This is a genomic window from Serratia sp. JSRIV006, assembly GCF_019968685.1.
Lineage (GTDB): Bacteria > Pseudomonadota > Gammaproteobacteria > Enterobacterales > Enterobacteriaceae > Chania > Chania fonticola_B.
This window is the reverse complement of the sequence record NZ_CP074137.1, coordinates 4352392-4375510: the sequence shown is the minus strand read 5'-3', so window position 1 is coordinate 4375510 and position 23119 is coordinate 4352392. Positions and strand designations below refer to the sequence as shown.

The window sequence follows — 23119 nt, the reverse complement described above, 5'->3', positions numbered from 1 at the left end:
CATAAATTACAAATACGATCAAAAACAGACAAAAACGGTCTGATTTGTGGCCGGTGAGATGACACAGACATGACACTAGTAACCAACAGGAGAGAACCATGGCACAGATCGCATTTATCGGGCTAGGGCAAATGGGCGCGCCGATGGCCAGCAACCTGATCAAGCAGGGGCACCGGCTGAACGTTTTTGATATCAGCCCGGCGGCGGTCAGCACCTTGGTTGCTCAGGGGGCCAAGGCGGCAACCAGCCCGGCGCAGGCGGTACAGGACGCGGAGTTCGTCATCACCATGTTGCCTAACGGCGAACTGGTACATGAGGTGCTATTTGGTGCCGAGGGGGTGTGCTGCACCTTATCGCCTGCGGCATTGGTGATGGATATGTCCACCATCCACCCAATGCAAACGGATCGGCTGATTGCCCAGATGCAGGCTCGGGGTTTTAGCCTGATGGATGCCCCGGTCGGGCGGACTTCAGACCATGCTCAGGCTGGCACGTTGCTGATCCTGGCCGGTGGGACTGCCGAGCAGGTGGAGCGTGCGACGCCAGTGCTGATGGCGATGGGCTCGGAGCTGATCAACGCCGGTGGGCCGGGCATGGGGATCCGCGTGAAGCTGATCAACAACTACATGAGCATCGCGCTCAACGCGCTGTCTGCCGAAGCTGCGGTGCTGTGCGAGGCGCTGGGGCTGTCGTTTGACGTTGCGCTGCAAGTGATGAGCGGCACACCGGCAGGCAAGGGGCATTTCACCACCACTTGGCCAAACAAGGTGCTGAAGGGCGATCTCAGCCCGGCGTTCATGATCGATCTGGCGCACAAGGATCTGGGCATTGCGTTGGATGTGGCCAATCAGTTGCACGTTGCCATGCCGATGGGCGCAGCCTCACGCGAGGTTTACAGCCAGGCGCGGGCCAGCGGGCGTGGGCGTCAGGATTGGAGTGCCATTTTGGAACAGGTTCGGGCTGCTTCGGGCAGAGCGGATCACGCGTAACACTTAACGTAATTGCGGTTGCTATGCAGCGCGCAGAGGGGAGAAGAAATGCCTTATTTATCTGGTAACACCATGATCCAACATGCATGGGAAAACGGCTATGCCATCGGCGCGTTCAGCGCACACAACGCCGAAACCATTCGCGCCATTTTGCTGGCAGCCGAACAGGAGCAGGCCCCGATCATGATCCAGGTGGGGCAGAAAGTGATTAGCGTGATGGGGCTGGAGCCCATGAAGGCGATGATCGATGCGTTTATGCACGATATCACGGTGCCGGTGTGCATCCACCTGGATCACAGCCGCAGCTTCGAACAGACCATGCAGGCGGTGCAGGCCGGGTTCCAGTCGGTGATGTTTGACGGCTCTCACCTGTCATTTGACGAAAACGTGCGGATCACCCGTGCCGTGGCGGATGTGGCCCACGCGCTGAACATTGGGGTCGAAGGTGAGATCGGCAAGATCGGCGGCACCGAGGATGATATTTCGGTCGACGAAAAAGACGCCCTGATCACCAGCAGTGACGAAGCGCTGCAGTTTGCTCAATCGACCACGGTGGATTATCTGGCAGTGTCCATCGGCACCGCTCACGGCCTGTACAAACAGGAGCCCAAGCTGGCGTTCGAACGCCTGCAAGAGATCCGCGAGATCGTCAAAAAACCGATTGTGCTGCACGGTGGCTCTGGCGTACCAGACGATCAGATCCGCAAGGCGGTTTCACTGGGCGTTGCCAAGGTGAACGTGGACACCGAACTGCGGCAGGCCTTCACCCAGGGCATGGCTGAAGTGCTCGACAAGGATCCGCACGAGTTTGTCTTGGCGGTGTCGCTCGGGCATGGCCGTGATGTGATGCAGGCCAAGGTCGCCGAAAAAATCAGGCTGTTTGGCAGCCAGGGTAAAGCCGCTCAGTTTTAAGCATCCGTTGCGCGGCAAACTGCCGCGCTCACCATAGGGCACAGATTATGACAACCATTCAACGCCAGCATTTTGGCGAACATCAAGGGCAGGCCGTTTCCCTTTTCACGCTGACCAATGCCAACGGGATGCGGCTGTGTGTGACCGATTACGGCTGCATCATTACTCAGCTTTGGGTGCCGGATCGCCATGGGCAAGCGGAAGATGTCGTGATGGGGTTCGACAATTTGGCGGCTTATCAGGCCGGGCATCCGTTCTTCGGCGCGATTGCCGGGCGCTGTGCCAACCGTATTGCTGGTGGCCGTTTCAGCATCGACGGTCAGGAATCTATTCTGGCCACCAACGAGCTTCCTACCGGACAACACCTGCACGGCGGACGTCGGGGTTTTGACAAATATGTCTGGCAGGCACAGGAAGACGGCGACGGCATTATTTTCAGCCGTACCTCTATCGATGGTGAGGAAGGCTATCCGGGCAATCTGCAGGTTAGCCACCGCATCGGCCTGACGGAAGATAACGTGATGACGCTGAGCTTTGAGGCACAGACCGATAAGCCGACGCTGGTCAACCTGGTCAATCACAGCCACTACAACCTGCGCGGGCATCAGCACCTGATCCACGATCAGCAGCTCAAGATCGACGCCGACTTCATGACGCCGGTAGATGAAACCACCATGCTGCCCACCGGTGAAATCCGCCGTGTTGCCGGGACGGCATTTGATTTCCGCAACGCCCGTCGTCTTGGGGACGCCATGCTGCACCGCCCGGCGCAGGATTTTGATATGAACTACGTGCTTAAACCTGGCGATGGTGCTTTGCATCCCGCCGCCAGCCTGATTTGTCCGCAGACCGGGCGAGTGATGGAAGTACACACCTCGCTGCCGGGCGTGCAGTTTTATAACGCCTTCAAGCTTTCCAACAAGATCTGGAATGGCAAGGCTGGCCATCGCTATCAGGCGTTTTCCGGCATCTGCCTTGAAACCCAGGCGTTCCCAGACAGCATTCACCACGCCCATTTTGGCAACGTGGTGCTGCGCCCAGGGGAAAACTATTACAGCCAGACTGAACACCGCTTCAGCACCGTGGCATAGATTTATTCGATTACTGGAAGCAATGTGATGAAAAATAAAGCAAAAGTGGGCGTGTTGGCGCTTGGCCGCGCGACCTTCGATGTGCCCTACGCGCAAGAGATGCTGGCGCAAGCCTGGCAGGCGCTGAGCGGGATGGATATCGAGCTGGTGGGGGAACCGGTATTACAGTTTGATGCCGAATCGGCTCTGCAAATACTGCCCGCACTCAAACAGGCCGATCTCGATCTGCTACTGATCCTGCAAGTGACCTTTACCGATGCCTCCCTCACCACCGAAGTGGTGCGTGATTTCCCGGTGCCCACGGCGATGTGGTCATTCCCGGAAGCCCGTACCGGTGGCCGTTTGCGTCTGAACTCTTTCTGCGGGGTGAATCTGGCTTGCCATGCCCTGAGCCGTGAAGCCATCAACGTGCAAACGCTGCACGGCCTGCCGGACGACAGCCGGGTGATTAACGAATTACAGCAGTTGGCGCAGGCCGCGGCGATCGTTAAGCGCTTCAAACAGGCCAAGGTGATGGTGATTGGTGAACACCCGCTGGGTTTTGACGCCTGCAACTACAACCAACAACAACTGACGCAGCACTTTGGCGTTGAGGTGACTCGCCAGCCGGTGCTGGAATTTATTGAAGAGGTGAAGGCGCTGCCGGACAGCGTGGCCGATGCGCCTTATGCGCGCCGTGCCAAGGATTTCCCTAACCTGGCAGAGATGGATCAAACGGCCACCCGCAAAACGCTCAAGGTTTACTCTGCCCTGCGTGAAAAAGCGCAGCGTGCAGGTTACACCGGCATTGCCGTGCGCTGTTGGCCGGATTTCTTTACCGATTACGGCTGCGCTGCCTGCGGGGCGTTGGCGTTGATGAACGAAGATAAAGTGCCGTGTGGCTGTGAAGCCGACATGTTTGGCGTGCTCTCTTCGCTGATGGCGCAGTGGGCCTCTGGCAATGCGGCGTTCAATACCGACCTGGTGGATATCGATCCGCAGGATAACAGCGTGGTGTTCTGGCACTGCGGGCAGGCACCGATCGAAATGGCCGATCGCGATGGCCCGGTGCAGGCCACCATCCACTCCAACCGCAAGCTTCCTCTGCTGTCTGAGTTTGCTCTCAAACCGGGGCGCATCACGCTATGTCGCATCACTCAGGGTGAGGGCAAGCTGCGCCTGATGCTGGCCGGTGGCGAAATGATCAAGGCTCCGCTGGCGTTTTCCGGCACAGCCGGGACGGCGCGCCTGGATGTGGATGCAGACACTTACCGCCAGCGCCTGATTGCGGCGGGTATGGAGCACCACACCTCGCTGGTTTACGGCGAGCACCGCCCGCTGCTGCGCAAAGTGGCCGGTCTGCTTGGTTTGGACGTGATTGAACTGACCTGAGCGGGCGACCAACGCTTGGAAAAATACGGTATTTAACCTTTTGGAGAATGGATCATGGTTTCTCAGCAAGGCTTGGAACTCACGCAACACGCAGGTGGATTTACGTTGACCTTTCAGCAGCGTGTGCTGATACAACACACGGCTGCGGCTCCGTGCCTGTGGATTGGGCGCGGCAAGGCGGATATCGAGATGTTCCGCGGCAACTTCAGCATCAAAGACCAGCTCAGTGAAAAACTGGCGCTGACCGAAACCCAGATCGTCCCGCAGGGCAAAGGCTGGCTGATCCGCTTTAGCCGGGGCGATGTGGCCCAGTGCACGCTGGCAATCACTACCGATGCGCAAGGGCGGTTGGAAATGCAGCTGCGCAACAGCGACGAGCAGAACAACCGAATGTGGTTGCGCCTGGCTGCCCAGCAGCAAGATCACGTTTATGGCTGCGGCGAACAGTTTTCCTATTTCGACCTGCGCGGCAAACCTTTCCCGTTATGGACCAGCGAGCAGGGGGTTGGGCGTAACAAGCAGACCTACGTTACCTGGCAGGCAGACTGCCAGGAAAACGCCGGTGGTGATTACTACTGGACCTTCTTCCCGCAGCCGACGTTTGTCAGTAGCCAGAAATATTACTGCCACGTAGAAAACAGCTGCTACATGAACTTCGATTTTTCTGCCCCAGAGTTCCATGAACTGGCGATCTGGCAGGATCAGGCGGTGTTGCGCTTTGACTGCGCCGACAGCTACATCAGCCTGTTGGAAAAGCTGACCGCGTTGCTTGGCCGCCAGCCGGAACTGCCGGACTGGGTGTATGACGGCGTCATCCTGGGCATTCAGGGCGGCACCGAGGTCTGCCAACAGAAGCTGGACGTGATGCGCGAGCACGGTGTCAAGGTTAGCGGGATCTGGGCGCAGGACTGGGAAGGACGGCGGATCACCTCTTTTGGCAAACGCCTGATGTGGAACTGGCGCTGGGACAGCGAGCTGTACCCGGAACTGGATAAGCGCATCCCGCAGTGGAAGAAGGAGGGGGTACATTTTCTGGGGTACATCAACCCTTACGTGGCCATCGAGAAAGAGCTGTATGCCGAGGCGGCAGAAAAAGGCTATCTGACCAAGGATTACGACGGCAAAGACTATCAGGTCGAGTTTGGCGAGTTCTATGCTGGCGTAGTCGATCTCACCAAGCCTGAAGCTTATGACTGGTACAAGAACGTCATTAAAAAGAACCTGATTGAGTTTGGCCTCGACGGCTGGATGGCGGACTTCGGCGAATATCTGCCGACCGATACCGTTTTGCATAACGGCATCGATGCGGAAATCATGCATAACGCCTGGCCAGCACTGTGGGCCAAGTGCAACTACGACGCGCTGGAAGAATGCGGCAAGCTGGGCGAGATCCTGTTCTTTATGCGCGCGGGCTACACCGGCAGCCAGAAGTATTCGGTGATGATGTGGGCGGGCGATCAGAACGTGGACTGGAGCCTGGACGACGGCCTGGCTTCGGTGATCCCGGCGGCACTGTCGCTGGCGATGACCGGCCACGGTCTGCACCACAGCGATATCGGCGGTTACACCACGCTGTTTGAGATGAAACGCAGTAAAGAACTGCTGATGCGCTGGTGCGAGTTCTGCGCTTTCACGCCGATGATGCGTACCCATGAAGGTAACCGCCCAGATGACAACTGGCAGTTCGATCATGATGTGGAAACCATCCGCCAGTTTGCCCGCATGAGCCAGGTCTTCACCTCCCTCAAGCCGTACATCAAGCAGGCGGTGGCGCTCAATGCGCAGTCCGGCTTACCGGTGATGCGCCCGCTGTTTCTGCACTACGAAGACGATGCCCACACCTACAGCCTGAAATACCAATACCTGTTTGGCCGCGATCTGCTGGTGGCCCCGGTGCATGAAGAAGGGCGCACCGACTGGACGCTCTACCTGCCGCAGGATAGCTGGATCAACCTGTGGACCGGTGAGCGGCATAGCGGAGGGGCAGAGGTGACGATAGCAGCACCAATGGGCCAACCGCCGGTGTTCTATCGGGCGGATAGCGAATGGGCGGAGCTGTTTGCCTCGCTACGCACGCTGTAATCACCAACTGTCAGCCGCCCGTTGCCCAACCGGCAAGGGCGGCTATCTCTGGGAATAGGTGTTTTCCAAGGAGAATCACCATGAGTGAAACTAACCAGGATCCGGTGAAGCTGATATTGCCCCTGCGCGAGAAATTCGCCTATGGCATGGGCGATGTCGGTTCCAACCTGCTGTTGTGTGTCGGCACGCTGTATCTGCTGAAATTCTATACCGACGTGTTGGGGATCCCCGCCGCGTGGGGCGGGCTGATCTTTCTCATCTCGCGTTTTTTTACCGCCTTTACCGACATGGGGACCGGGCTGATGCTCGATTCCCGGCGCAATATTGGCCCCAAAGGCAAGTTCCGGCCATTTATTCTTTATGCCTCAATGCCGGTGGCGTTGCTGGTGGTGGCCAATTTTATCGGCGTGGGCGCTTCGTTGGATGTCACCATTAAAACGGTGATCGCCACGCTGATCTTTATGGCGTTCGGGCTGTTCTTCAGCATGATGAACTGCTCCTACGGCGCGATGGTGCCTGCGATGACCAAAAACCCGCAGGAACGTGCGCAACTGGCTGCCTGGCGGCAGGGCGGGGCGACGGTGGGTTTGTTGTTGTGTACCGTAGCGTTTGTGCCGATCCTGTCGCTGTTTGACGGGCGCCCACAGGTGGGTTATCTAGTGGGGGCGGCTATCTTCGCTTTCGTCGGCATGCTGTGCATGTGGTGGTGCTATTCCGGCGTCAAAGAGCGTTATGTCGAGATCCCGAAACCGGGTGCACCCAAGCCGGGTCTGTTGCAGTCCTTCAAGGCGATCGCCGGTAACAAACCGCTGTTCGTGCTGTGCGTGGCCAACCTGTGCACGCTGGCGGGCTTTAACATCAAGCTGGCGATCCAGATCTACTACACCCAATACGTCCTCAACGATATCACCCTGCTGTCCTATATGGGTTTCTTCAGCATGGGCTGCATCATGCTTGGGGTACTGCTGGTTCCGACGGTGGTGAAACGCTTTGGCAAGAAAAACGTCTATCTGGGTGGCCTGTCGCTGTGGATCCTGGGCGATGCCATGAACTATATGTGGGGCAATACCTCCACGCTGTTTGTGTTGTTCTCCTGCCTGGCGTTCTTCGGTACGGCCTTCGTCAACAGCCTCAACTGGGCGCTGGTGTCGGACACCGTGGAATACGGTGAGTGGAAAACCGGCGTGCGTTCGGAAGGCACGGTTTATACCGGCTTTACCTTCTTTCGCAAGGTTTCCCAAGGGCTGGCAGGCTTCTTCCCTGGCGTGATGCTGGCCTATATCGGCTATGTTCCCAACGTGGCGCAGGGGCCTGGCACGCTGGAAGGCTTGCGGCAGCTGATCTTCCTCTATCCCTGTGGCCTGGCCGTGCTGACCGCATTGACCATGGGGCTGTTCTATCACCTGACGGAGAAGAACTACCTCAAGATCGTCGGTGAGCTGGAAGAGCGCAAGCGGGTACCAAGCCCGGCGCTATAAGCAGCCAGGTGTTAATCGGGGCGAATGTATTCGCCCTTGTAACAAGAAAGACGCAGGGTGTAAGACAATAATAAGGATCTGCCAGATGGCCAACTCTCTATCCTACCAAGATCCCGTTACGCTACGGTTGCCGCTGCGCGAAAAGTTCGCCTACGGCATGGGGGACTTCGGTTCCAACCTGATGCTGTGTATCGGTACCCTGTATTTGCTGAAGTTCTATACCGATATTCTGGGATTACCCGCCATCTACGGCGGCGTGATCTTTTTGATCGCCAAATTCTTCACCGCCTTCACCGATATGCTGACCGGCGTGCTGCTGGATTCCCGGCGTAATATCGGTGCCAAGGGCAAGTTCAGGCCGTTTATCTTCTATGCTTCGCTGCCAGTAGCCTTGCTGGCCGTGGCCAACTTCCTCAATAGCGGGTTCAGCCTGAATACCAAAACCGTCCTGGCCACCGTACTGTTTATGCTGTTCGGCCTGTTCTACAGCCTGATGAACTGCTCCTATGGGGCGATGGTGCCAGCCATCACCAAAAACCCGCAGGAGCGTGCGCACCTTGCCGCTTGGCGGCAGGGAGGTGCAACGTTGGGGCTGCTGTTATGCACCGTGGGCTTTGTCCCGATCCAGATGTTGTTCACTTCACGCCCGGAGATAGGCTATCTGGTTGCCGCAGTGGTGTTTGCGACCTGTGGTGTGTTTTGCATGTGGTGGTGCCATGCCGGGGTCAAAGAGCGCTATGTTGATGTGGTACCGGCGCATCATAAACCTGGCATCTTCAAATCCTTCCGCGCCATTTTCCAGAACCCGCCGTTGCTGGTGCTGTGCATCGCCAACCTGTGTACGCTGGCAGCGTTTAATATCAAGTTGGCGATCCAGGTCTATTACACCCAATACGTATTGCACGATATCCATTTGCTGTCCTATATGGGCTTTTTCAGCATGGGCTGCATTTTGATTGGCGTGCTGATGGTGCCAGCGGCAGTGAAGCGTTTTGGTAAAAAGCGGGTCTACCTGGGTGGCCTGTTGCTGTGGTGCCTGGGAGATCTGTGTAACTACGCCTGGGGCGACAGCTCGCTCTCTTTCGTAGCGTTCTCCTGCATGGCCTTCTTCGGCACGGCCTTCGTCAACAGCCTGAACTGGGCGCTGGTGCCCGATACCGTTGATTACGGCGAATGGAAAACCGGCATCCGCGCGGAAGGCTCGGTGTATACCGGCTATACCTTTTCACGCAAGATCTCCGCCGCGCTAGCCGGATTGTTACCGGGCATTATGTTGACGCAGATCGGCTACATACCGAATGTTGAGCAGTCTGCCTCGGTGCTGAAAGGCCTGCGCGAGTTAATCTTTATTTATCCCTGCGTATTGGCGATGGTTGCCGCCGTCATGATGGGGTTTTTCTATAAGTTGAATGAGCAGCTATTTATGCAAATCATCACCGAGATTAATCACAAAAAAGGAAACCGCGACCAACAGGCCGAGCCTCATCCGGCAATCAATACGGCAATAATCAAAGAAGTCTAAGCCACAGCATTACCAATAATAACGCACAGCTGTCATGCCTAACGGCATGACGGCGGGATTTCTGCATGCTTTTATCAGGAACAATGTCACAAGGAAATTTAACCATGTCTACTTTCTGGGGTTCTAGCAGCAATAAAACCAAGACGATACTGCTGGTGGCGGCGTTGTTTGCCTCAGCCAGCGCTCAGGCCGGACGCGCCTATCTGGAAACTCGTGAGGCTTATAATACCGCCTCGGAATTAAACGAAATCATCCTGCGCGGCGGCTATAATTTTGATGGTGGAGCCGGTGTGATGGCCACCAACGCCTATAACATTGGCAAGTTTGATCAGCTTAAGCACAGCTATAACGAGCTGGAGGGTTGGTATCCTCTGTTCCGGCCAACGGATAAATGGACGGTGTCTCCTGGTGGCCTGGTCAACTCGAGTAGTGCGGGTTCTGGCGGTGCTATCTATCTGGACAACAACTATAAATTCCTGCCGTTTTTCAACCTGACCGTGCGTTATCGCTATAACCATAATAACTACGATTCCATCGATTTTAACGGCAACCCAGCACGTAATGATACCCATGAAATTGCCAACTACTGGAACTTTAAGCTCAGCGATGAGTTAAATTATACCTTCGAGCCACATTACTTTATCCGGGTTAACGATTTCCACAGTAAGAATGGCAAGAGTCACCATTGGGAGATCACCAATAAGTTCAGCTATAAAATCGATACCCATTGGATGCCCTATCTGGAGCTGCAATGGTTGGACCGCTGGAACGATTATAATAAGGAGCAGTATCGTATCCGCGTAGGGTTGCGGTATACCTTTTAAGCCACACCAATAAAAAACCCGGCCAAGTCTTGGCCGGGTAAAAAGAGCTGAATGTAACATTGATGCCGATATCGAAGGGGATATCTGTGAATCAGCATAACCCCGCAATATGACAGGCAGATGTCAGCCTAAGTCTTGCGGTATAGACGACGAGGATGACCGATATTGCCGTAGAGCATTTCAACGTGCACAAACTGGGTTGCTACGCAGTATTCCAGATAGCGGCGTGCGGTGGTTTTGCTAATGCCGGCGTGTGCCACCACGTCTTCCACCGCGTGGGCTACCTCTGGCTGCTCGATGAACAACGCCTGCACCAACTCCAGGGTGATGGTTTCAATCCCTTTGGCGCTGGGTTCGTTGGAAAACTGCTTGGACTGCAGGTTATATAGCGCATCAACGCTGCTCTGGTCGATGACCTTGAAGGTGCGTTGGGTCTGCACAAACTGCATAAAGCGTTCCAGCGAATTGCGCAGCCGCTTATAGGATACCGGTTTGATGATGTAGTCGAAGGCCCCGTTGCGGATCGCCTGGCTACAGGTATTCATATCGCTGGCGGCGGTGATAAAAATCACCGAGCAGCCGGGCTTTTTCACCGCGGCTTCTTCCATTAGCGCAATCCCCTGGCCGTCCGGCAGAAAGTTGTCCAGCAGGATCAACCGGGGCTGGTGAGCATTCACTTTTGCTCTGGCTTCCGCCAGAGTCGCGGCATAGGCCACCACCCGCAGGTTGAAATGTTTCTCAAGAAATTCGGCGTGTAGCGTGGCCAGTTGCGGCTCGTCTTCCACGATCAGAACGTCCAGTGTCTCAGGTTGCATAGGTCGGATCCGGGTGCTTAAGCTTTGGGGATAAACAGCGAGAAAATGGCGCCGTGCGGATCGTTGTCCGACACTTCGATGCTGCCATGTGCCTGAGCGACGTGGCTGGCCACCAGGTGCAGGCCGATACCGTGGTCGCCCTTATCTTTGGTTGTCACGCCTTGTTCAAACAGCGTATCACGAACCTGCGGTGCAATCCCGGTGCCGCGATCGGCCACTTCGATCACCAGCTCGTTGCTGCTGTCATTGATATAGAGTTCTACCGCTTCGTGCGGCGCTGCGCAACGCAGCGTAGCATCGAACGCATTATCCAACAGGTTGCCAATAATCGACATCAGCTCGGTTTCATTCAGCGCGGCGGGGATTTGGCGCAGCTGGCAGGCGGGGTCGAAGCGGAGTTCAATGCCTTTTTCCCGTGCGCTGGAGTATTTGCCCAACAGCAGGCCACACAAGGCGGCGGAGCTGAAGCGCTGGGAAATGAAATCGAGGATCTCCTGCGCACCTTCCGACTGGGCCTCCACATAGCGGACGGCTTCGTCATAACGTTGCATATGCAGCAAGCCAGCGAGCGTGGCCGTCCAGTTCAGCTGTTCGTGGCGCATGATGCGCAGGTTGTCAGCATAGCGTTTTACCTGGCTAAGCTGGCTGCTGAGGGTGTTGATGTCGTTCTTGTCGCGAAAGCTGATCACCCAACCCTGTAGCTCATCTTCCTGCATGATCCGCACCCGGCTGGCAATGACTCGCACATGGTTGAAACGGCACACCTCGTCATGGGTGTCGTGCCCCAGCTGCGTAGCGGCAAAGAAATCGGGCTGCGACTGGATGATCTCACCGATATGCTGGCCCAACAGATTATTGGCCGGTTGGCGCAGGTCCAGCAGCTCACGCGCGGCGTGGTTAATGGTGATGATGCGCAGTTGCGGATCTATGGCGATCACCCCTTCATAGATAGCTTCCAGCAGGGCTTTTTGCTGGCGCACCAGCAGCGCGATCTCTTTCGGCTCTAATGAAAACATCTGGCGTTTCAGGTTTTTCGATAATAGCCAGGAAAAGATAAACAGTGCCATCAATAGCAAAACGATCGAGGCCACGATCTGGGTCAGCGTATGGGCATTTAAACTGTCGATATGGGATTTAAGATACCCGACGGAAACAATACCGATCACCCGGTTATTGTCATCCACAATCGGTGCCTTGCTGCGTAATGAAATACCGATCCCCCCATTGCGGATCGAGATAATGCTTTTGCCTTCCAGCACTTCTTTATTATCGCCCCCCACCATGGGGGTGCCCAAACGGTCGGCGTGTTCGGAATGGTAAAGGTGAATGGTATGGCTATCGCCGATCACAATATAGCTGGCATCGCTGCTGGCGCGGATTTTTTTCATCAGTGTAGCGATATATTGCGTGTCGTTATTTTCAACTGCGGTGACCAGGGAGGGGATCAGCGCAATCTCACGTGCCTGCACTTGGGCACGGGCACCCAGATCCCGGTGCAATTGCGCATCTAGTTTGTAGTAAGTGTAAACACCGATCAGCGTCAGCAACACGCAGGAAAAGGCGACCAGGCACAGGAACAGCTTGATATGAAAAGAGAGTTTGATGTGCATGGTTTGCCGCGAGTCCTGGTGTCCGTTTGGGTGACTACCCTATCATGAGTCGCCCTTGAAGTAATATTGCCCAAGATCAAGTTGTGAGCAGCGGCACGGCTTTATTGTAAGGAGGAATGAAAACAAACCTATTATTAAACCCATTAACTCCACAGGTTATTTTACATAAATCGTATTAACACCATAGAAACCATAATCCCCATTAAAAACCCTTGTTTATTTTGAACAAAATCACAGCGGTGACTCCAAGCGTTTCTCTATGATGGCCGAACAAACAATAAGAGGCCAGATTATGAGCACAACCGATGATTCCTACCTCGTTACCAAAGATAAAACTGCCGATATTCCGCTGCGCGAAAAGTGGTGGCATATTCTGGATAATTACAAAATAGGAATTATACCGCTGCCCTTCTTCGTGCTGGCAGGAGTGCTGATCCTGCTCGATTGCCTGGCAGGGAAATTACCCAGCGATATCGTGGTGATGGTGGCGACGCTGGCGTTCTTCGGCTTTGCCTGTGGTGAGTTTGGCAAGCGTCTGCCGCTGGTGGGGAAAATGGGGGCTGCCGCCATCTGCGCCACCTTTATACCTTCCGCACTGGTGCACTATGGTTTGCTGCCGGACGTGGTGGTTGAATCCACCACCAAATTCTACAAGTCGACCAATATTCTTTATCTTTACATCTGCTGCATCATCGTCGGCAGCATTATGAGCATGAACCGCCAAGTGCTGATCCAGGGTTTCCTGCGTATCTTTGTGCCGATGTTGTGCGGTGAGGTTGCCGGTATGCTGGTCGGGATGGCGGTGGGTATGGCGTTGGGCCTGGATCCGTTCCAGATCTTCTTCTTCCTGATCCTGCCGATCATGGCCGGTGGCGTGGGGGAAGGGGCGATCCCATTGTCGATGGGCTATGCCGCCATTTTGCATATGGAGCAGGGCGTAGCCTTGGGGCGTATCCTGCCGATCGTGATGTTGGGTAGCCTGACGGCTATCGTGATTGCTGGCCTGCTGAACCAAGTGGGGAAACGCTATCCGCACCTTACCGGCGAAGGCAGCCTGATGCCGAGCAAGCAGGGTGATAGCGAGGTCGCGGCAACCGAGAAACTGAGCGGTAACGTGGATGTTGCCACGATCGCCTGTGGCGCGCTGCTGGCTATCCTGCTGTATATGGTGGGCATGTTGTTACACCGGCTGATCGGCTTGCCGGCCCCGGTAGGGATGCTGTTTGCCGCGGTGGCGGTGAAGCTGGCACACGGCGTTTCGCCACGTATTCAGCAAGGATCGCAGGTGGTGTATAAATTCTTCCGCACCGCCGTGACCTATCCGATCCTGTTTGCCGTAGGGGTTGCTATTACGCCGTGGCAAGAGCTGGTGGATGCCTTCACCGTACAGAACCTGATTGTGATCGTGGCCACGGTAAGCACGCTGGTGGCCACCGGTTTCCTGGTTGGCAAGAAGATTGGTATGCATCCGATCGACGTGGCCATTGTTTCCTGCTGCCAGAGCGGACAAGGCGGAACCGGTGACGTGGCGATCCTGACTGCGGGCAACCGGATGTCACTGATGCCGTTTGCCCAGATCGCAACGCGCATCGGCGGAGCGATCAACGTTTCGCTGTCGCTGCTGGTGCTGTCGCATTTCTATTGATGACCCCTCACCCCAACCCTCTCCCACAGGGCTGAGTGATCCCCAGTAATATGGTCAGCATCCCATGACCATATTACTGTACTCATTCCCTAACTTTTTCAGCATATTAACTATATTCATCCGTCTCACTATTCCCGCTCTGTCTCTCAGGACCTCACCAGCAAGCCTCAGATACGACAGGATCCGTCTCCCTTTCTCACTATTTGCCTGATAATGCCTATGAAGTTGTTTCTTTTCCGCCATATACCCCGTCAGCCACATCACCAGGCTGGCCATCGCTGCCACTACACTCAGAACCGCCAGGCGACCCCAGCCCTGGCTGCGGCTTAGTCTCAGCCCATATCCGAAGCGCGGACTTTTTTCGTCGCGGAAGTTCTGCTCTATCTGCATCCGACGACTGTACAGGGTCATTATCTGATGAGGCTCCAGGCCTTCAACATTACTGAACAGCAACCACGGTTCCTGAGCGCTACTTCGATGCTCTTTCTCCGTTTTTGACCGTCTGCCTTTTCCGTGACGTCCCGCCGATGGGCGCTTTTGCAGATAAAAGCTACCGTAACAAGGCATCCTCGGCTTACGAGCAAGTACACCGTAACCGACTTTTATGGGAGTGCTCTCCGCCTGCAAGTCACTGATTTTCATCCAGCGGGTGCTTCCTTCCAACTGGAAGCAGACGAGCCCTCTGACCCTGCCCGTAAAACACCAGCCCAGTTGGCTTATGTGCCTGAACCAGTCAGTTCTGAAGCCCGCATCCGTGATTATTGTGACGGGTTTTCCGTCGGGAATGGCCGCGTGGAGACGGTCAAGGAAGGCGCACTGAACCTGGCTGTTTTGTGCCAGCCAGGCGGGCACCACTTCGCTCATCAGAGGGAGGGAACGGCCATTACAGACTAGGCTTGCTCGCAGCAGATGCCAGTTTTTGTCATGCCATCCGCTCCAGTCGACAGCAATAACGCAGAACGGCATCAGTGAGGTGATAGACCGCGTAAGCATCTGTTGAATAAGGGGAAGTTCGTGATGAATAGCGGTATTACCGAGGGCCCGATCGACACGTTTAATTTTATTTTTGACGTGAGCTCTGCCTGGAAGCGAACGGCCGAGACTGGTTAGCGTCAAGTCAGCGCCGTTGCAAAGTGCAATGGCCATAGAGATAAGTACATTGATCCGAAAGGAATGAATACCACGTAAAGACGCGGAGAAAAATTTCTGGCAAACTGTTTGTAAAGGCACGATGAGGTCTCTTCTGTTTTGTTAGCGCAACCAGTAGATCACACTTCATCGTGCCTTTCATTTTTTTGTGGGGATTCCTCAGCCCACAGGGAGAGGGAGCTGAAAGCCCCTGCTCTGTTGGGAGATAGGCGAAAATCTCAGCGAAGGTGAGTCAACTAAAGTCCATGATCGATCACCGTACTTTCAGACCAACTTGAACGGTCCTCAATGCGAGAGGGAGCTGAAAGCCCCTGCTCTGTTGGGAGATAGGCGAATATCTCAGCGAAGGTGGGTCGACTAATGTACATGATAGGTCCTGGTACTTTCATACCGATCTTGAGGAGTTAATCTGTAATTTGTTGATGTATAAGTAGAACATAGTAGTTGAAATGTGGCTCGTTCAGTCCCCTCTCCCTGTGGGAGAGGGTTAGGGTGAGGGGGCTAGCGGTGAGGTTAAGTGACTCTTGCTGATGAAAAAACAACCATAGCTATTGAGTATTCAAGAGTGGTGTAGCACAATTGAGCTACATTTTTTGTCATCGCCGAGGTTTGACCATGTCAACCACCACCATCCGCCTGCCTGAAGAACTTAAAGCTCGCGTCGCGGCCGCAGCAGACAAGGTTGGCGTGAGTTCTCACAGTTTTATTCTGCAGGCTATTACGGAAAAAACTCAGCGGGAAGAGTTACGTCGCGATTTCGAGGAACAGGCGGAACAGCGTTATGCCAACATTATCGCCACGGGTGAGACCATTTCCTGGGACGATATGCGCGGTTATCTGGAAAGCTATGTAGCCGGAAATAGCACGGCCACCCAGCCTGTAGCGAAAAAATTGGGGGGGCGATGACCAAAATCGAGTTGGCGCCAGAGGTCAGGGATGATATCGAGCGTATTCTCGACCATTTGGCGCATTATGAGGTAGCCGATACCGGGCAGCGAATTCAGGAGATTATCCAGGCGATTACGGTACTGGAACATAATCCGTTGATTGGCAGGCCACTTGGCTCAGGAACGCGTGAGTTGATTATTGGCCAGCAAACGCGAGGATATTTGGCGCTTTATAAGTACGTGCCCGATATTGATACGGTATTTGTTCTGGCCATCCTTAGCCAGAAGGAACTGGGTTATTAATTGTTGAGGTTTTAGCTAGAGGCGCAGCATCCTGTTCCCTATCAGGCTCAGAATTCCCAGTCCTCATCTTCGGTATTCACCGCTTTGCCCATCACATAGGAAGAGCCGGAGCCGGAGAAGAAATCGTGGTTCTCATCGGCGTTGGGTGACAGCGCCGACAGGATTGCCGGGTCTACTTGTGCCATTGCCGGTGGGAACAACGCCTCGTAGCCCAGATTCATCAGCGCCTTGTTGGCGTTATAGTGCAGGAAGGTTTTGACTTCTTCCGTCCAGCCCACCCCGTCGTAGAGCTCTTCGGTATAACGCACCTCGTTGTCGTAGAGATCCTGCAGCAAATCGAAGGCAAAGTTCTTCACCTGCTGGCGGCGGGCCGGGCTGGCCTGCTCCAGGCCTTTCTGGAACTTGTAGCCAATATAGTAGCCATGCACCGCTTCATCGCGAATGATCAGGCGGATCAGATCGGCGGTGTTGGTCAGCTTGGCCCGGCTCGACCAGTACATGGGCAGGTAAAAGCCGGAATAGAACAGGAACGACTCCAGAAACACGCTGGCGACCTTTTTCAACAGCGGATCGTCGCTGCGATAGTGCGCCAGAATGATGCAGGCCTTTTTCTGTAGCGTGGCGTTTTCCTCGCTCCAACGGTAAGCCTCGTCAACATCCCGGGTTTGGCACAGGGTGGAGAATATCGAACTGTAGGAACGGGCGTGTACCGCCTCCATAAAGCTGATGTTGGAATACACCGCCTCCTCGTGCGGGGTAATAGAATCGGCGATCAGCGCCGGTGCGCCAACGGTATTCTGGATGGTATCCAGCAGCGTCAGCCCGGTAAATACGCGGATGGTGAGCTGTTGTTCCTTGGCGGTCAGCGTGGCCCAGGACGGAATATCGTTCGACAACGGCACCTTTTCCGGTAGCCAGAAGTTGCTGGTCAGCCGGTTCCACACCTCCAGATCCTTGTCGTCATCAATCTTGTTCCAGTTGATGGCCTGCACTCGTTGCATTGTCATAATCTTCCTCACAGCGCGCAGGACACGCAGCCCTGCACCTCGGTGCCTTCCAACGCCATCTGGCGCAGACGGATGTAATAAATGGTCTTGATGCCTTTACGCCAGGCGTAGATTTGCGCGCGGTTAATATCGCGGGTGGTGGCGGTATCGCGGAAGAACAGCGTCAGCGACAGCCCCTGATCCACATGCTGCGTGGCGGCGGCGTAGGTATCGATAATCTTTTCCGGGCCAATTTCGTAGGCGTCCTGGTAATACTCCAGGTTGTCGTTGGTCATGTAGGGGGCTGGGTAATAGACCCGGCCAATCTTGCCCTCCTTGCGGATCTCGATGCGTGAGACGATCGGATGGATGCTGGAGGTTGAGTTATTGATGTAGGAGATGGAGCCGGTAGGCGGCACCGCCTGCAGGTTCTGGTTATACAGCCCGTGCATCATCACCGCAGCGCGCAGTGCCAACCATTCCTCACGCCCAGGTATGGCGATATTGGCGTTGGCAAACAGTTCGCGTACCCGCGCGGTTTTTGGCTGCCACTCCTGCTCGATGTATTTGCTGAAATACTCCCCGCTGGCGTAGGTGGAGTTCTCGAAACCGGCAAAACTGCTGCCGCGTCCTATTGCCAGCCGGTTGGAGGCGAGCAGGGCGTGGTAGGTCACGGTGTAGAAGTAGATATTGGTGAAGTCGATGCCTTCGTCCGAACCGTAGAAGATGCGTTCGCGCGCCAGATAGCCGTGCAGGTTCATCTGGCCCAGGCCGATGGCATGTGTTGCCTGATTCCCGGCGGCGATAGACGGCACCGAGCCGATATCGCTCATATCCGCTACCGCCGTCAGCCCGTAGATCGCGGTTTCCACCGCCTTACCGAAGTCTGGCGCATCCATGACTTTGGCAATGTTCAGCGAACCCAGGTTGCAGGAGATATCTTTGCCGATCTCGGCATAGCTCAGGTCCTGATGGTACCGGCTGGCGCTGTTAACCTGCAGGATCTCCGAGCACAGGTTGCTCATATTGATGCGCCCGGCGATCGGATTGCTGCGGTTGACCGTATCTTCAAACATCATGTACGGATAGCCGGATTCGAACTGGATCTCCGCCAGCAGTTGGAAAAATTCACGGGCGTTGATGCGGGATTTGCGGATGCGTTTGTCATCCACCATCTCACGGTATTTTTCGCTGACGCTGATCTCAGACAGCGGTACGCCGTACACCTGTTGCACATCATAGGGAGAGAACAGGTACATCTCTTCGTTATTTTTTGCCAGCTCGAAGGTGATATCCGGGATCACCACCCCCAGCGACAGGGTTTTGATGCGGATTTTTTCGTCGGCATTTTCCCGCTTGGTATCCAGGAAACGCAGAATGTCTGGGTGATGGGCGTGCAGATACACAGCCCCAGCGCCTTGACGTGCTCCCAGTTGATTGGCGTAAGAGAAGGCATCCTCCAGCATTTTCATTATCGGGATCACCCCGGAGGACTGGTTCTCAATGCGCTTGATTGGCGCACCAACCTCGCGGATATTGCTCAGCAGAAAGGCCACACCGCCGCCGCGTTTGGAGAGTTGCAGCGCCGAATTCACCGCGCGGCCAATCGACTCCATATTGTCTTCAATACGCAGCAGGAAGCAGGAAACCAGCTCGCCGCGCTGCTGTTTGCCGCAGTTGAGGAAAGTGGGGGTTGCGGGTTGGAAGCGCCCGGAGATGATCTCTTCCACCAGATCCTGCGCCAGAGCGGTATCACCCGCCGCCAGCCGTAACGCAACCATGCACACCCGGTCTTCATAGCGTTCCAGATAGCGCTGGCCATCGAAGGTTTTCAGCGTATAGCTGGTGTAATATTTGAAGGCGCCGAGGAAGGTCTCGAAGCGGAATTTCCTGGCATAGGCCTGTTGGAACAGCTGCTTGATAAAGGCGAACTCATACTGCTCCAGCACCGCTGCTTCGTAATATCCCTCATCCACCAGATAGCGCAATTTCTCCGCCAGATTGTGGAAGAACACGGTGTTTTGGTTCACGTGCTGCAAAAAGTATTGCCTGGCGGCCAGCCGATCCTTATCGAACTGGATGCGCCCTTCGGCGTCATAAAGGTTGAGCATCGCGTTGAGCGAATGGTAATCCAGCGTGGCGCTGGCGGACCTGGTCAGTTCTGTCGTTGCCAAAATGCGGTGACTCCCTGTTGAACGATTGCGACGTCTTGTGTGGCGCCGAGTAGCTCAAATCGATAAAGCACCGGTACCTGGCATTTTTTGGCGATGATGTCACCGGCGATGCCATACGCGGCGCCGAAATTGGTGTTACCTGCGGCAATCACACCGCGCAGGTAACCGCGATTCTGCGGATCATTGAGAAAACGGATCACCTGGATCGGTACGGCACCGACGCTGCTGCCGCCGCCGTAACTGGGCACGATCAGGATATAAGGGTGCTCCATCAGTACTTTTTTACTGCCCGCGATCGGGATGCGTATCGCGGGCAGTGCCAGCTTCTCAACGAATCTGTGGGTGTTCTCCGAACTGCTGGAGAAGTAGACCAGCGGATCCATGGCACACCTCAGGAGGTTAGGGCGTTGGCTAACGCGCCGATCTTGTCCGGGCGGAAACCAGACCAGTGATCGTCACCGGCGATAATCACCGGAACCTGTTGATAGCCCAGTGATTTAACGTGGTTCAGCGCCTGCTGATCTTGCGTTAGATCGACCACGCGATAGTCGATCCCTTGTCTATCCAGGGCACGGTAGGTGGCATTGCACTGGACACAATCTGGTTTGGTGTAAATAATAATACTCATGATTCGCATTTACCTTTTGTGTTGAAGGAAAGGCGGATAAGTCAGAAAGTTGAGCATGCTAGAGCGTTTCTGACGGCGTCACCAACCCAAGCGTTTCCCCCTGTGTTGATGAATGAATACTATATGTGGATATTTATATTATCAACACCACTATATGTGGTGTTTTTCGGTTTTTTGGGCGCAGGCCGCGCCGAGGCTGGAAAAGCGGTGGGGAAATATTTTTTGCGATGAGGATCGAGCAGGCCGGGTTGCCCCGGCCAGCAAAATTACTGCCGCATGCTGACTGCCAGGCGGTTAAAGGCGTTCATAATGCTGATGGCAAAGGTCAGATCGCTGATTTCGGCATCGCTGAAATGGGCTTTCAGGGCGTCAAAGGCACTGTCCGGTGCGCCGGTTGCCGCAATCAGGGTCACCGCTTCGGCCCATTCCAACGCGGCACGTTCTGCCTCGCTGAATTCATGGCTGACGCGCCAGCCCGCCAACGTATCCAGCTTGGCGTGGTTCGCTCCCCCTGCACGCAGCGCTTTGCCGTGCATATCCAGGCAAAAAGCGCAGCCGTTGATCTGCGAAACGCGCATAAACATCAGCTCAATGATCGCTTTATCCAGCGGGCCTTTCTCTAGCCCGCCCAATGCGCTCACCATGGCTTTATAAGGGGCCGGTGACAGTTCGGCGTACTGCAAACGTTGCTTGATCATGTTCAAACCTCGGATTAATGACGTAACCAATGTATGGCGCTACTTTAGCCGCGATATGGTCTATGCTATAGAGCCATAAAATGATTATTTAACCAGGCCATGACACGCCCTATTTTTGCTGCCCTACGGCTGGATCCCCAACTGGCCGAGCCCCTATACCGACAGATCTATCTGCGGATCAAAGACGCGATCGTGCAGGGAACCCTGGTGGCTAACAGCCGTTTACCTTCGGTACGCGGCTTGGCAAGCGATTTGGGGGTAGCACGTGCGACGGTAGAAAATGCCTACGCTGCGCTGGTGGCTGAAGGTTTTCTGCAAAGCCGGGGCCAGGCGGGAACCTATGTTTCCTCCCAGTTGCTGAAAATGCCTGAGCGCCCCAAGCTGTCAGCGGTACCCCCCTTGGCGACTCCGGCGCCCTCCGCATTTCAGTCTCATCCCGCCGGGCCGACTCAACCCTTCCAGCTTGGCCTGCCCGCGCTGGATGCCTTCCCACGGGCGGTATGGCAGCGCATCGTTGCCCGGCAACTGCGTGGCACCACGATGGCCTCACTGGCACACCCACCACCTAATGGCCTGCCGGAACTGCGCGAGGCAATCGTGCATTACCTGCACCTTTCCCGTGGCATTGTCTGTCGGCCGGAACAGGTATTTATCTGTGCGGGTTATCAGGCTTTGCTAGAGCTGGTGATCAACGCGTTGTTGAAACCGGGAGAGGCGGTCTGGCTGGAGGACCCTGGTTATCCGGTTACCCAGCCGCTGTTTAGCGCCGCCGGCATGCAAATTGTCCCAGTGCCGGTTGATGAGGAAGGGATGGATATTGACGCCGGTATTGCCACCCGGCCAGACGCCCGCATGGCGGTGCTGACGCCGACTCACCAAAGCCCACTGGGCGTTACCCTCAGCCTGGCCAGGCGTATGGCGCTGCTGGATTGGGCAACCCGTCACTCGGCATGGATCATCGAAGACGATTACGACAGCGAATGCCGCTACTACGGCAAACCTTTGCCGCCGTTAAAAAGCCTCGATCCTCAGGGGCGGGTGCTGTACGCCGGGACCTTCAGCAAAACCCTGTTTCCGGCGTTACGCATGGCCTATCTGGTGGTGCCCGCAGAGCAGACGGCGGCTTTTGAGCGCTGTAGCCAGCTGCGAGGCTGCGGTTGCCCACCGTTACTGCAAGCCGGAGTGGCCGATTTTATCAACGGCGGGCATTTTTACCGCCATCTGAAGCGCATGCGGTTGCTGTATCGCCAGCGGCGCGCATGGTTGGTGCAGGCCCTGACACAGCGGCTTGCAGACTATTTGACGGTGGCACCGCAGGCCGGGGGCATCCAGATGTTGGCGCATTTGCAAGCTGGGCTCAATGACAGTGAGCTGGCAAAGAGAGCTTGGCAACAGGGGTTGTCGATACAGGCATTGTCGGATTGGCAGATGTCTACGCCTGCCGATAATGGTTTATTGATGGGCTTTGGCAACTTCACCAGCTATAGCGAAGCGGAGCGCGCGGTGGACCGGCTGGCGGCGATTATCGAGGGCGGAAAATAAAGCGGCCCACGGAAAACCGTGGGCCAGACGCACATCTGTTTTTATGGTTAAAACCAGCTACATGGGTTAACGCCGTGCAAGCAAGACGCCGAGGACGATACCAACAGCGGCACCGATGCCTACGCCCTGCCAAGGTTTTTCTCGTACATAGCTATCGGCATTGCCGGCTACGTCGCGAGCATGTTGTGTCAGGCTGCTGGAACCGCTGAAGCGTGCACGGGCATCGCGTAATATCCCTTTTGCCTTACTGTGCAGTTCATGCAGTTCTTCTTTGGTCTTGCTGCTGGAGTCACGTAATACTTCATCCAGCGTATCGGCCAGCAGGTTCACGTCCTGATCGATGTCTCGTTCTACTTTCTCTGTCTTGTTAAACATTCGACTCTCCGTTACGACACATGTCCTTTAAGTGTAGA

The 23119-nt window shown here is 55.4% G+C and carries 21 protein-coding genes; 12 read left to right on the top strand and 9 right to left on the bottom strand.

Annotation, left to right across the window (positions count from 1 at the left end):
- Positions 1-98 precede the first annotated feature (98 nt).
- The 8 genes from yihU (at position 99) to ompL (ending at position 10269) form a co-directional block, all read left to right on the top strand.
- On the top strand, positions 99-989 hold the full coding sequence (yihU, locus tag KGP16_RS20305; RefSeq protein ID WP_021807610.1) for a sulfolactaldehyde 3-reductase: 891 nt from the start codon (positions 99-101) through the stop codon (positions 987-989).
- A gap of 48 nt (positions 990-1037) precedes the next feature.
- The gene (locus tag KGP16_RS20300) at positions 1038-1901 is read left to right on the top strand and encodes a class II fructose-bisphosphate aldolase (protein ID WP_021807611.1); all 864 of its coding nucleotides are present in this window, start codon (positions 1038-1040) and stop codon (positions 1899-1901) included.
- A gap of 47 nt (positions 1902-1948) precedes the next feature.
- A complete protein-coding gene (locus tag KGP16_RS20295) occupies positions 1949-2992 on the top strand; it encodes an aldose epimerase family protein (RefSeq protein WP_021807612.1) in 1044 nt (347 codons plus the stop codon).
- Between the two features lie 27 nt (positions 2993-3019).
- The gene (locus tag KGP16_RS20290) at positions 3020-4363 is read left to right on the top strand and encodes an L-fucose/L-arabinose isomerase family protein (protein ID WP_223500253.1); all 1344 of its coding nucleotides are present in this window, start codon (positions 3020-3022) and stop codon (positions 4361-4363) included.
- 54 nt (positions 4364-4417) lie between these two features.
- Positions 4418-6445 carry an alpha-glucosidase gene (locus KGP16_RS20285; RefSeq protein WP_094981225.1) on the top strand — a complete coding sequence of 676 codons (2028 nt, stop codon included), beginning with the start codon at positions 4418-4420 and terminating at the stop codon, positions 6443-6445.
- Between the two features lie 80 nt (positions 6446-6525).
- Complete coding sequence (locus KGP16_RS20280) at positions 6526-7923, top strand: MFS transporter (protein ID WP_223500252.1); 1398 nt, start codon at positions 6526-6528, stop codon at positions 7921-7923.
- A gap of 85 nt (positions 7924-8008) precedes the next feature.
- A complete protein-coding gene (locus KGP16_RS20275; RefSeq protein ID WP_021807616.1) occupies positions 8009-9445 on the top strand; it encodes an MFS transporter in 1437 nt (478 codons plus the stop codon).
- 104 nt (positions 9446-9549) lie between these two features.
- A complete protein-coding gene (gene ompL, locus KGP16_RS20270; protein WP_094981222.1) occupies positions 9550-10269 on the top strand; it encodes a porin OmpL in 720 nt (239 codons plus the stop codon).
- A 128-nt stretch (positions 10270-10397) separates the two neighbouring features.
- On the opposite strand, the gene KGP16_RS20265 is transcribed toward ompL, so the two are convergent.
- Together KGP16_RS20265 and KGP16_RS20260 are read right to left on the bottom strand one after the other, a co-directional pair.
- Positions 10398-11084: a response regulator gene (locus KGP16_RS20265; protein ID WP_094981221.1), complete on the bottom strand. Its 687-nt coding sequence runs from the start codon at positions 11082-11084 to the stop codon at positions 10398-10400.
- 17 nt (positions 11085-11101) lie between these two features.
- Positions 11102-12694 carry a sensor histidine kinase gene (locus KGP16_RS20260; RefSeq protein ID WP_021807619.1) on the bottom strand — a complete coding sequence of 531 codons (1593 nt, stop codon included), beginning with the start codon at positions 12692-12694 and terminating at the stop codon, positions 11102-11104.
- 292 nt (positions 12695-12986) lie between these two features.
- Here KGP16_RS20260 and KGP16_RS20255 point away from each other — a divergent pair, with 292 nt between their 5' ends.
- Positions 12987-14339 (top strand): 2-hydroxycarboxylate transporter family protein, encoded by a 1353-nt coding sequence (locus KGP16_RS20255; protein WP_021807620.1) that lies wholly within the window; start codon positions 12987-12989, stop codon positions 14337-14339.
- Positions 14340-14393: 54 nt separating this feature from the next.
- Here KGP16_RS20255 and KGP16_RS20250 read toward each other — a convergent pair whose 3' ends face one another.
- Complete coding sequence (locus KGP16_RS20250; RefSeq protein ID WP_059199164.1) at positions 14394-15569, bottom strand: IS4 family transposase; 1176 nt, start codon at positions 15567-15569, stop codon at positions 14394-14396.
- 534 nt (positions 15570-16103) lie between these two features.
- Between KGP16_RS20250 and KGP16_RS20245 the strand changes: the two genes are divergently transcribed.
- Together KGP16_RS20245 and KGP16_RS20240 are read left to right on the top strand one after the other, a co-directional pair.
- Positions 16104-16394, top strand: coding sequence for a CopG family ribbon-helix-helix protein (locus KGP16_RS20245; protein ID WP_021807621.1), 291 nt, complete (start codon positions 16104-16106; stop codon positions 16392-16394).
- Positions 16391-16678: a type II toxin-antitoxin system RelE/ParE family toxin gene (locus KGP16_RS20240; protein ID WP_223500251.1), complete on the top strand. Its 288-nt coding sequence runs from the start codon at positions 16391-16393 to the stop codon at positions 16676-16678. The genes KGP16_RS20245 and KGP16_RS20240 overlap by 4 nt, the downstream gene beginning before the upstream one ends.
- A 47-nt stretch (positions 16679-16725) precedes the next feature.
- Here KGP16_RS20240 and nrdF read toward each other — a convergent pair whose 3' ends face one another.
- The 5 genes from nrdF to KGP16_RS20215 all read right to left on the bottom strand — a co-directional run bounded on the left by nrdF (position 16726) and on the right by KGP16_RS20215 (position 21164).
- Positions 16726-17685: a class 1b ribonucleoside-diphosphate reductase subunit beta gene (gene nrdF, locus KGP16_RS20235; protein ID WP_094982637.1), complete on the bottom strand. Its 960-nt coding sequence runs from the start codon at positions 17683-17685 to the stop codon at positions 16726-16728.
- Between the two features lie 8 nt (positions 17686-17693).
- Positions 17694-19838: a class 1b ribonucleoside-diphosphate reductase subunit alpha gene (gene nrdE, locus KGP16_RS20230; RefSeq protein WP_209555294.1), complete on the bottom strand. Its 2145-nt coding sequence runs from the start codon at positions 19836-19838 to the stop codon at positions 17694-17696.
- Positions 19820-20221: a class Ib ribonucleoside-diphosphate reductase assembly flavoprotein NrdI gene (gene nrdI, locus KGP16_RS20225; RefSeq protein ID WP_223500249.1), complete on the bottom strand. Its 402-nt coding sequence runs from the start codon at positions 20219-20221 to the stop codon at positions 19820-19822. Before nrdI ends, nrdE begins: the two co-directional genes overlap by 19 nt.
- An 8-nt stretch (positions 20222-20229) precedes the next feature.
- Positions 20230-20466: a glutaredoxin-like protein NrdH gene (gene nrdH, locus KGP16_RS20220; RefSeq protein ID WP_024484825.1), complete on the bottom strand. Its 237-nt coding sequence runs from the start codon at positions 20464-20466 to the stop codon at positions 20230-20232.
- 266 nt (positions 20467-20732) lie between these two features.
- Entirely contained in the window at positions 20733-21164 is a 432-nt protein-coding gene (locus KGP16_RS20215; protein ID WP_021807628.1) for a carboxymuconolactone decarboxylase family protein, read from the bottom strand.
- A gap of 99 nt (positions 21165-21263) precedes the next feature.
- On the opposite strand from KGP16_RS20215, the gene KGP16_RS20210 reads away from it, so the two are divergent.
- Positions 21264-22706 carry a PLP-dependent aminotransferase family protein gene (locus tag KGP16_RS20210; protein ID WP_223500247.1) on the top strand — a complete coding sequence of 481 codons (1443 nt, stop codon included), beginning with the start codon at positions 21264-21266 and terminating at the stop codon, positions 22704-22706.
- A gap of 66 nt (positions 22707-22772) precedes the next feature.
- Here KGP16_RS20210 and KGP16_RS20205 read toward each other — a convergent pair whose 3' ends face one another.
- A complete protein-coding gene (locus KGP16_RS20205) occupies positions 22773-23081 on the bottom strand; it encodes a YqjD family protein (protein ID WP_021807630.1) in 309 nt (102 codons plus the stop codon).
- Between the last annotated feature and the right edge of the window lie 38 nt (positions 23082-23119).

What these genes read in the sequence shown, in the direction of transcription:
- KGP16_RS20245 (WP_021807621.1), top strand. Translation starts at nt 16,104, where the DNA reads ATGTCAACCACCACCATCCGCCTGCCTGAAGAACTTAAAGCTCGCGTC.
- nrdI (WP_223500249.1), bottom strand. Translation starts at nt 20,221, where the DNA reads ATGGATCCGCTGGTCTACTTCTCCAGCAGTTCGGAGAACACCCACAGA.
- KGP16_RS20275 (WP_021807616.1), top strand. Translation starts at nt 8,009, where the DNA reads ATGGCCAACTCTCTATCCTACCAAGATCCCGTTACGCTACGGTTGCCG.
- KGP16_RS20215 (WP_021807628.1), bottom strand. Translation starts at nt 21,164, where the DNA reads ATGATCAAGCAACGTTTGCAGTACGCCGAACTGTCACCGGCCCCTTAT.
- KGP16_RS20260 (WP_021807619.1), bottom strand. Translation starts at nt 12,694, where the DNA reads ATGCACATCAAACTCTCTTTTCATATCAAGCTGTTCCTGTGCCTGGTC.
- yihU (WP_021807610.1), top strand. Translation starts at nt 99, where the DNA reads ATGGCACAGATCGCATTTATCGGGCTAGGGCAAATGGGCGCGCCGATG.
- KGP16_RS20295 (WP_021807612.1), top strand. Translation starts at nt 1,949, where the DNA reads ATGACAACCATTCAACGCCAGCATTTTGGCGAACATCAAGGGCAGGCC.
- KGP16_RS20300 (WP_021807611.1), top strand. Translation starts at nt 1,038, where the DNA reads ATGCCTTATTTATCTGGTAACACCATGATCCAACATGCATGGGAAAAC.
- KGP16_RS20280 (WP_223500252.1), top strand. Translation starts at nt 6,526, where the DNA reads ATGAGTGAAACTAACCAGGATCCGGTGAAGCTGATATTGCCCCTGCGC.
- KGP16_RS20210 (WP_223500247.1), top strand. Translation starts at nt 21,264, where the DNA reads ATGACACGCCCTATTTTTGCTGCCCTACGGCTGGATCCCCAACTGGCC.
- KGP16_RS20205 (WP_021807630.1), bottom strand. Translation starts at nt 23,081, where the DNA reads ATGTTTAACAAGACAGAGAAAGTAGAACGAGACATCGATCAGGACGTG.
- KGP16_RS20240 (WP_223500251.1), top strand. Translation starts at nt 16,391, where the DNA reads ATGACCAAAATCGAGTTGGCGCCAGAGGTCAGGGATGATATCGAGCGT.
- nrdF (WP_094982637.1), bottom strand. Translation starts at nt 17,685, where the DNA reads ATGACAATGCAACGAGTGCAGGCCATCAACTGGAACAAGATTGATGAC.
- KGP16_RS20265 (WP_094981221.1), bottom strand. Translation starts at nt 11,084, where the DNA reads ATGCAACCTGAGACACTGGACGTTCTGATCGTGGAAGACGAGCCGCAA.
- KGP16_RS20290 (WP_223500253.1), top strand. Translation starts at nt 3,020, where the DNA reads ATGAAAAATAAAGCAAAAGTGGGCGTGTTGGCGCTTGGCCGCGCGACC.
- KGP16_RS20255 (WP_021807620.1), top strand. Translation starts at nt 12,987, where the DNA reads ATGAGCACAACCGATGATTCCTACCTCGTTACCAAAGATAAAACTGCC.
- KGP16_RS20285 (WP_094981225.1), top strand. Translation starts at nt 4,418, where the DNA reads ATGGTTTCTCAGCAAGGCTTGGAACTCACGCAACACGCAGGTGGATTT.
- ompL (WP_094981222.1), top strand. Translation starts at nt 9,550, where the DNA reads ATGTCTACTTTCTGGGGTTCTAGCAGCAATAAAACCAAGACGATACTG.
- nrdH (WP_024484825.1), bottom strand. Translation starts at nt 20,466, where the DNA reads ATGAGTATTATTATTTACACCAAACCAGATTGTGTCCAGTGCAATGCC.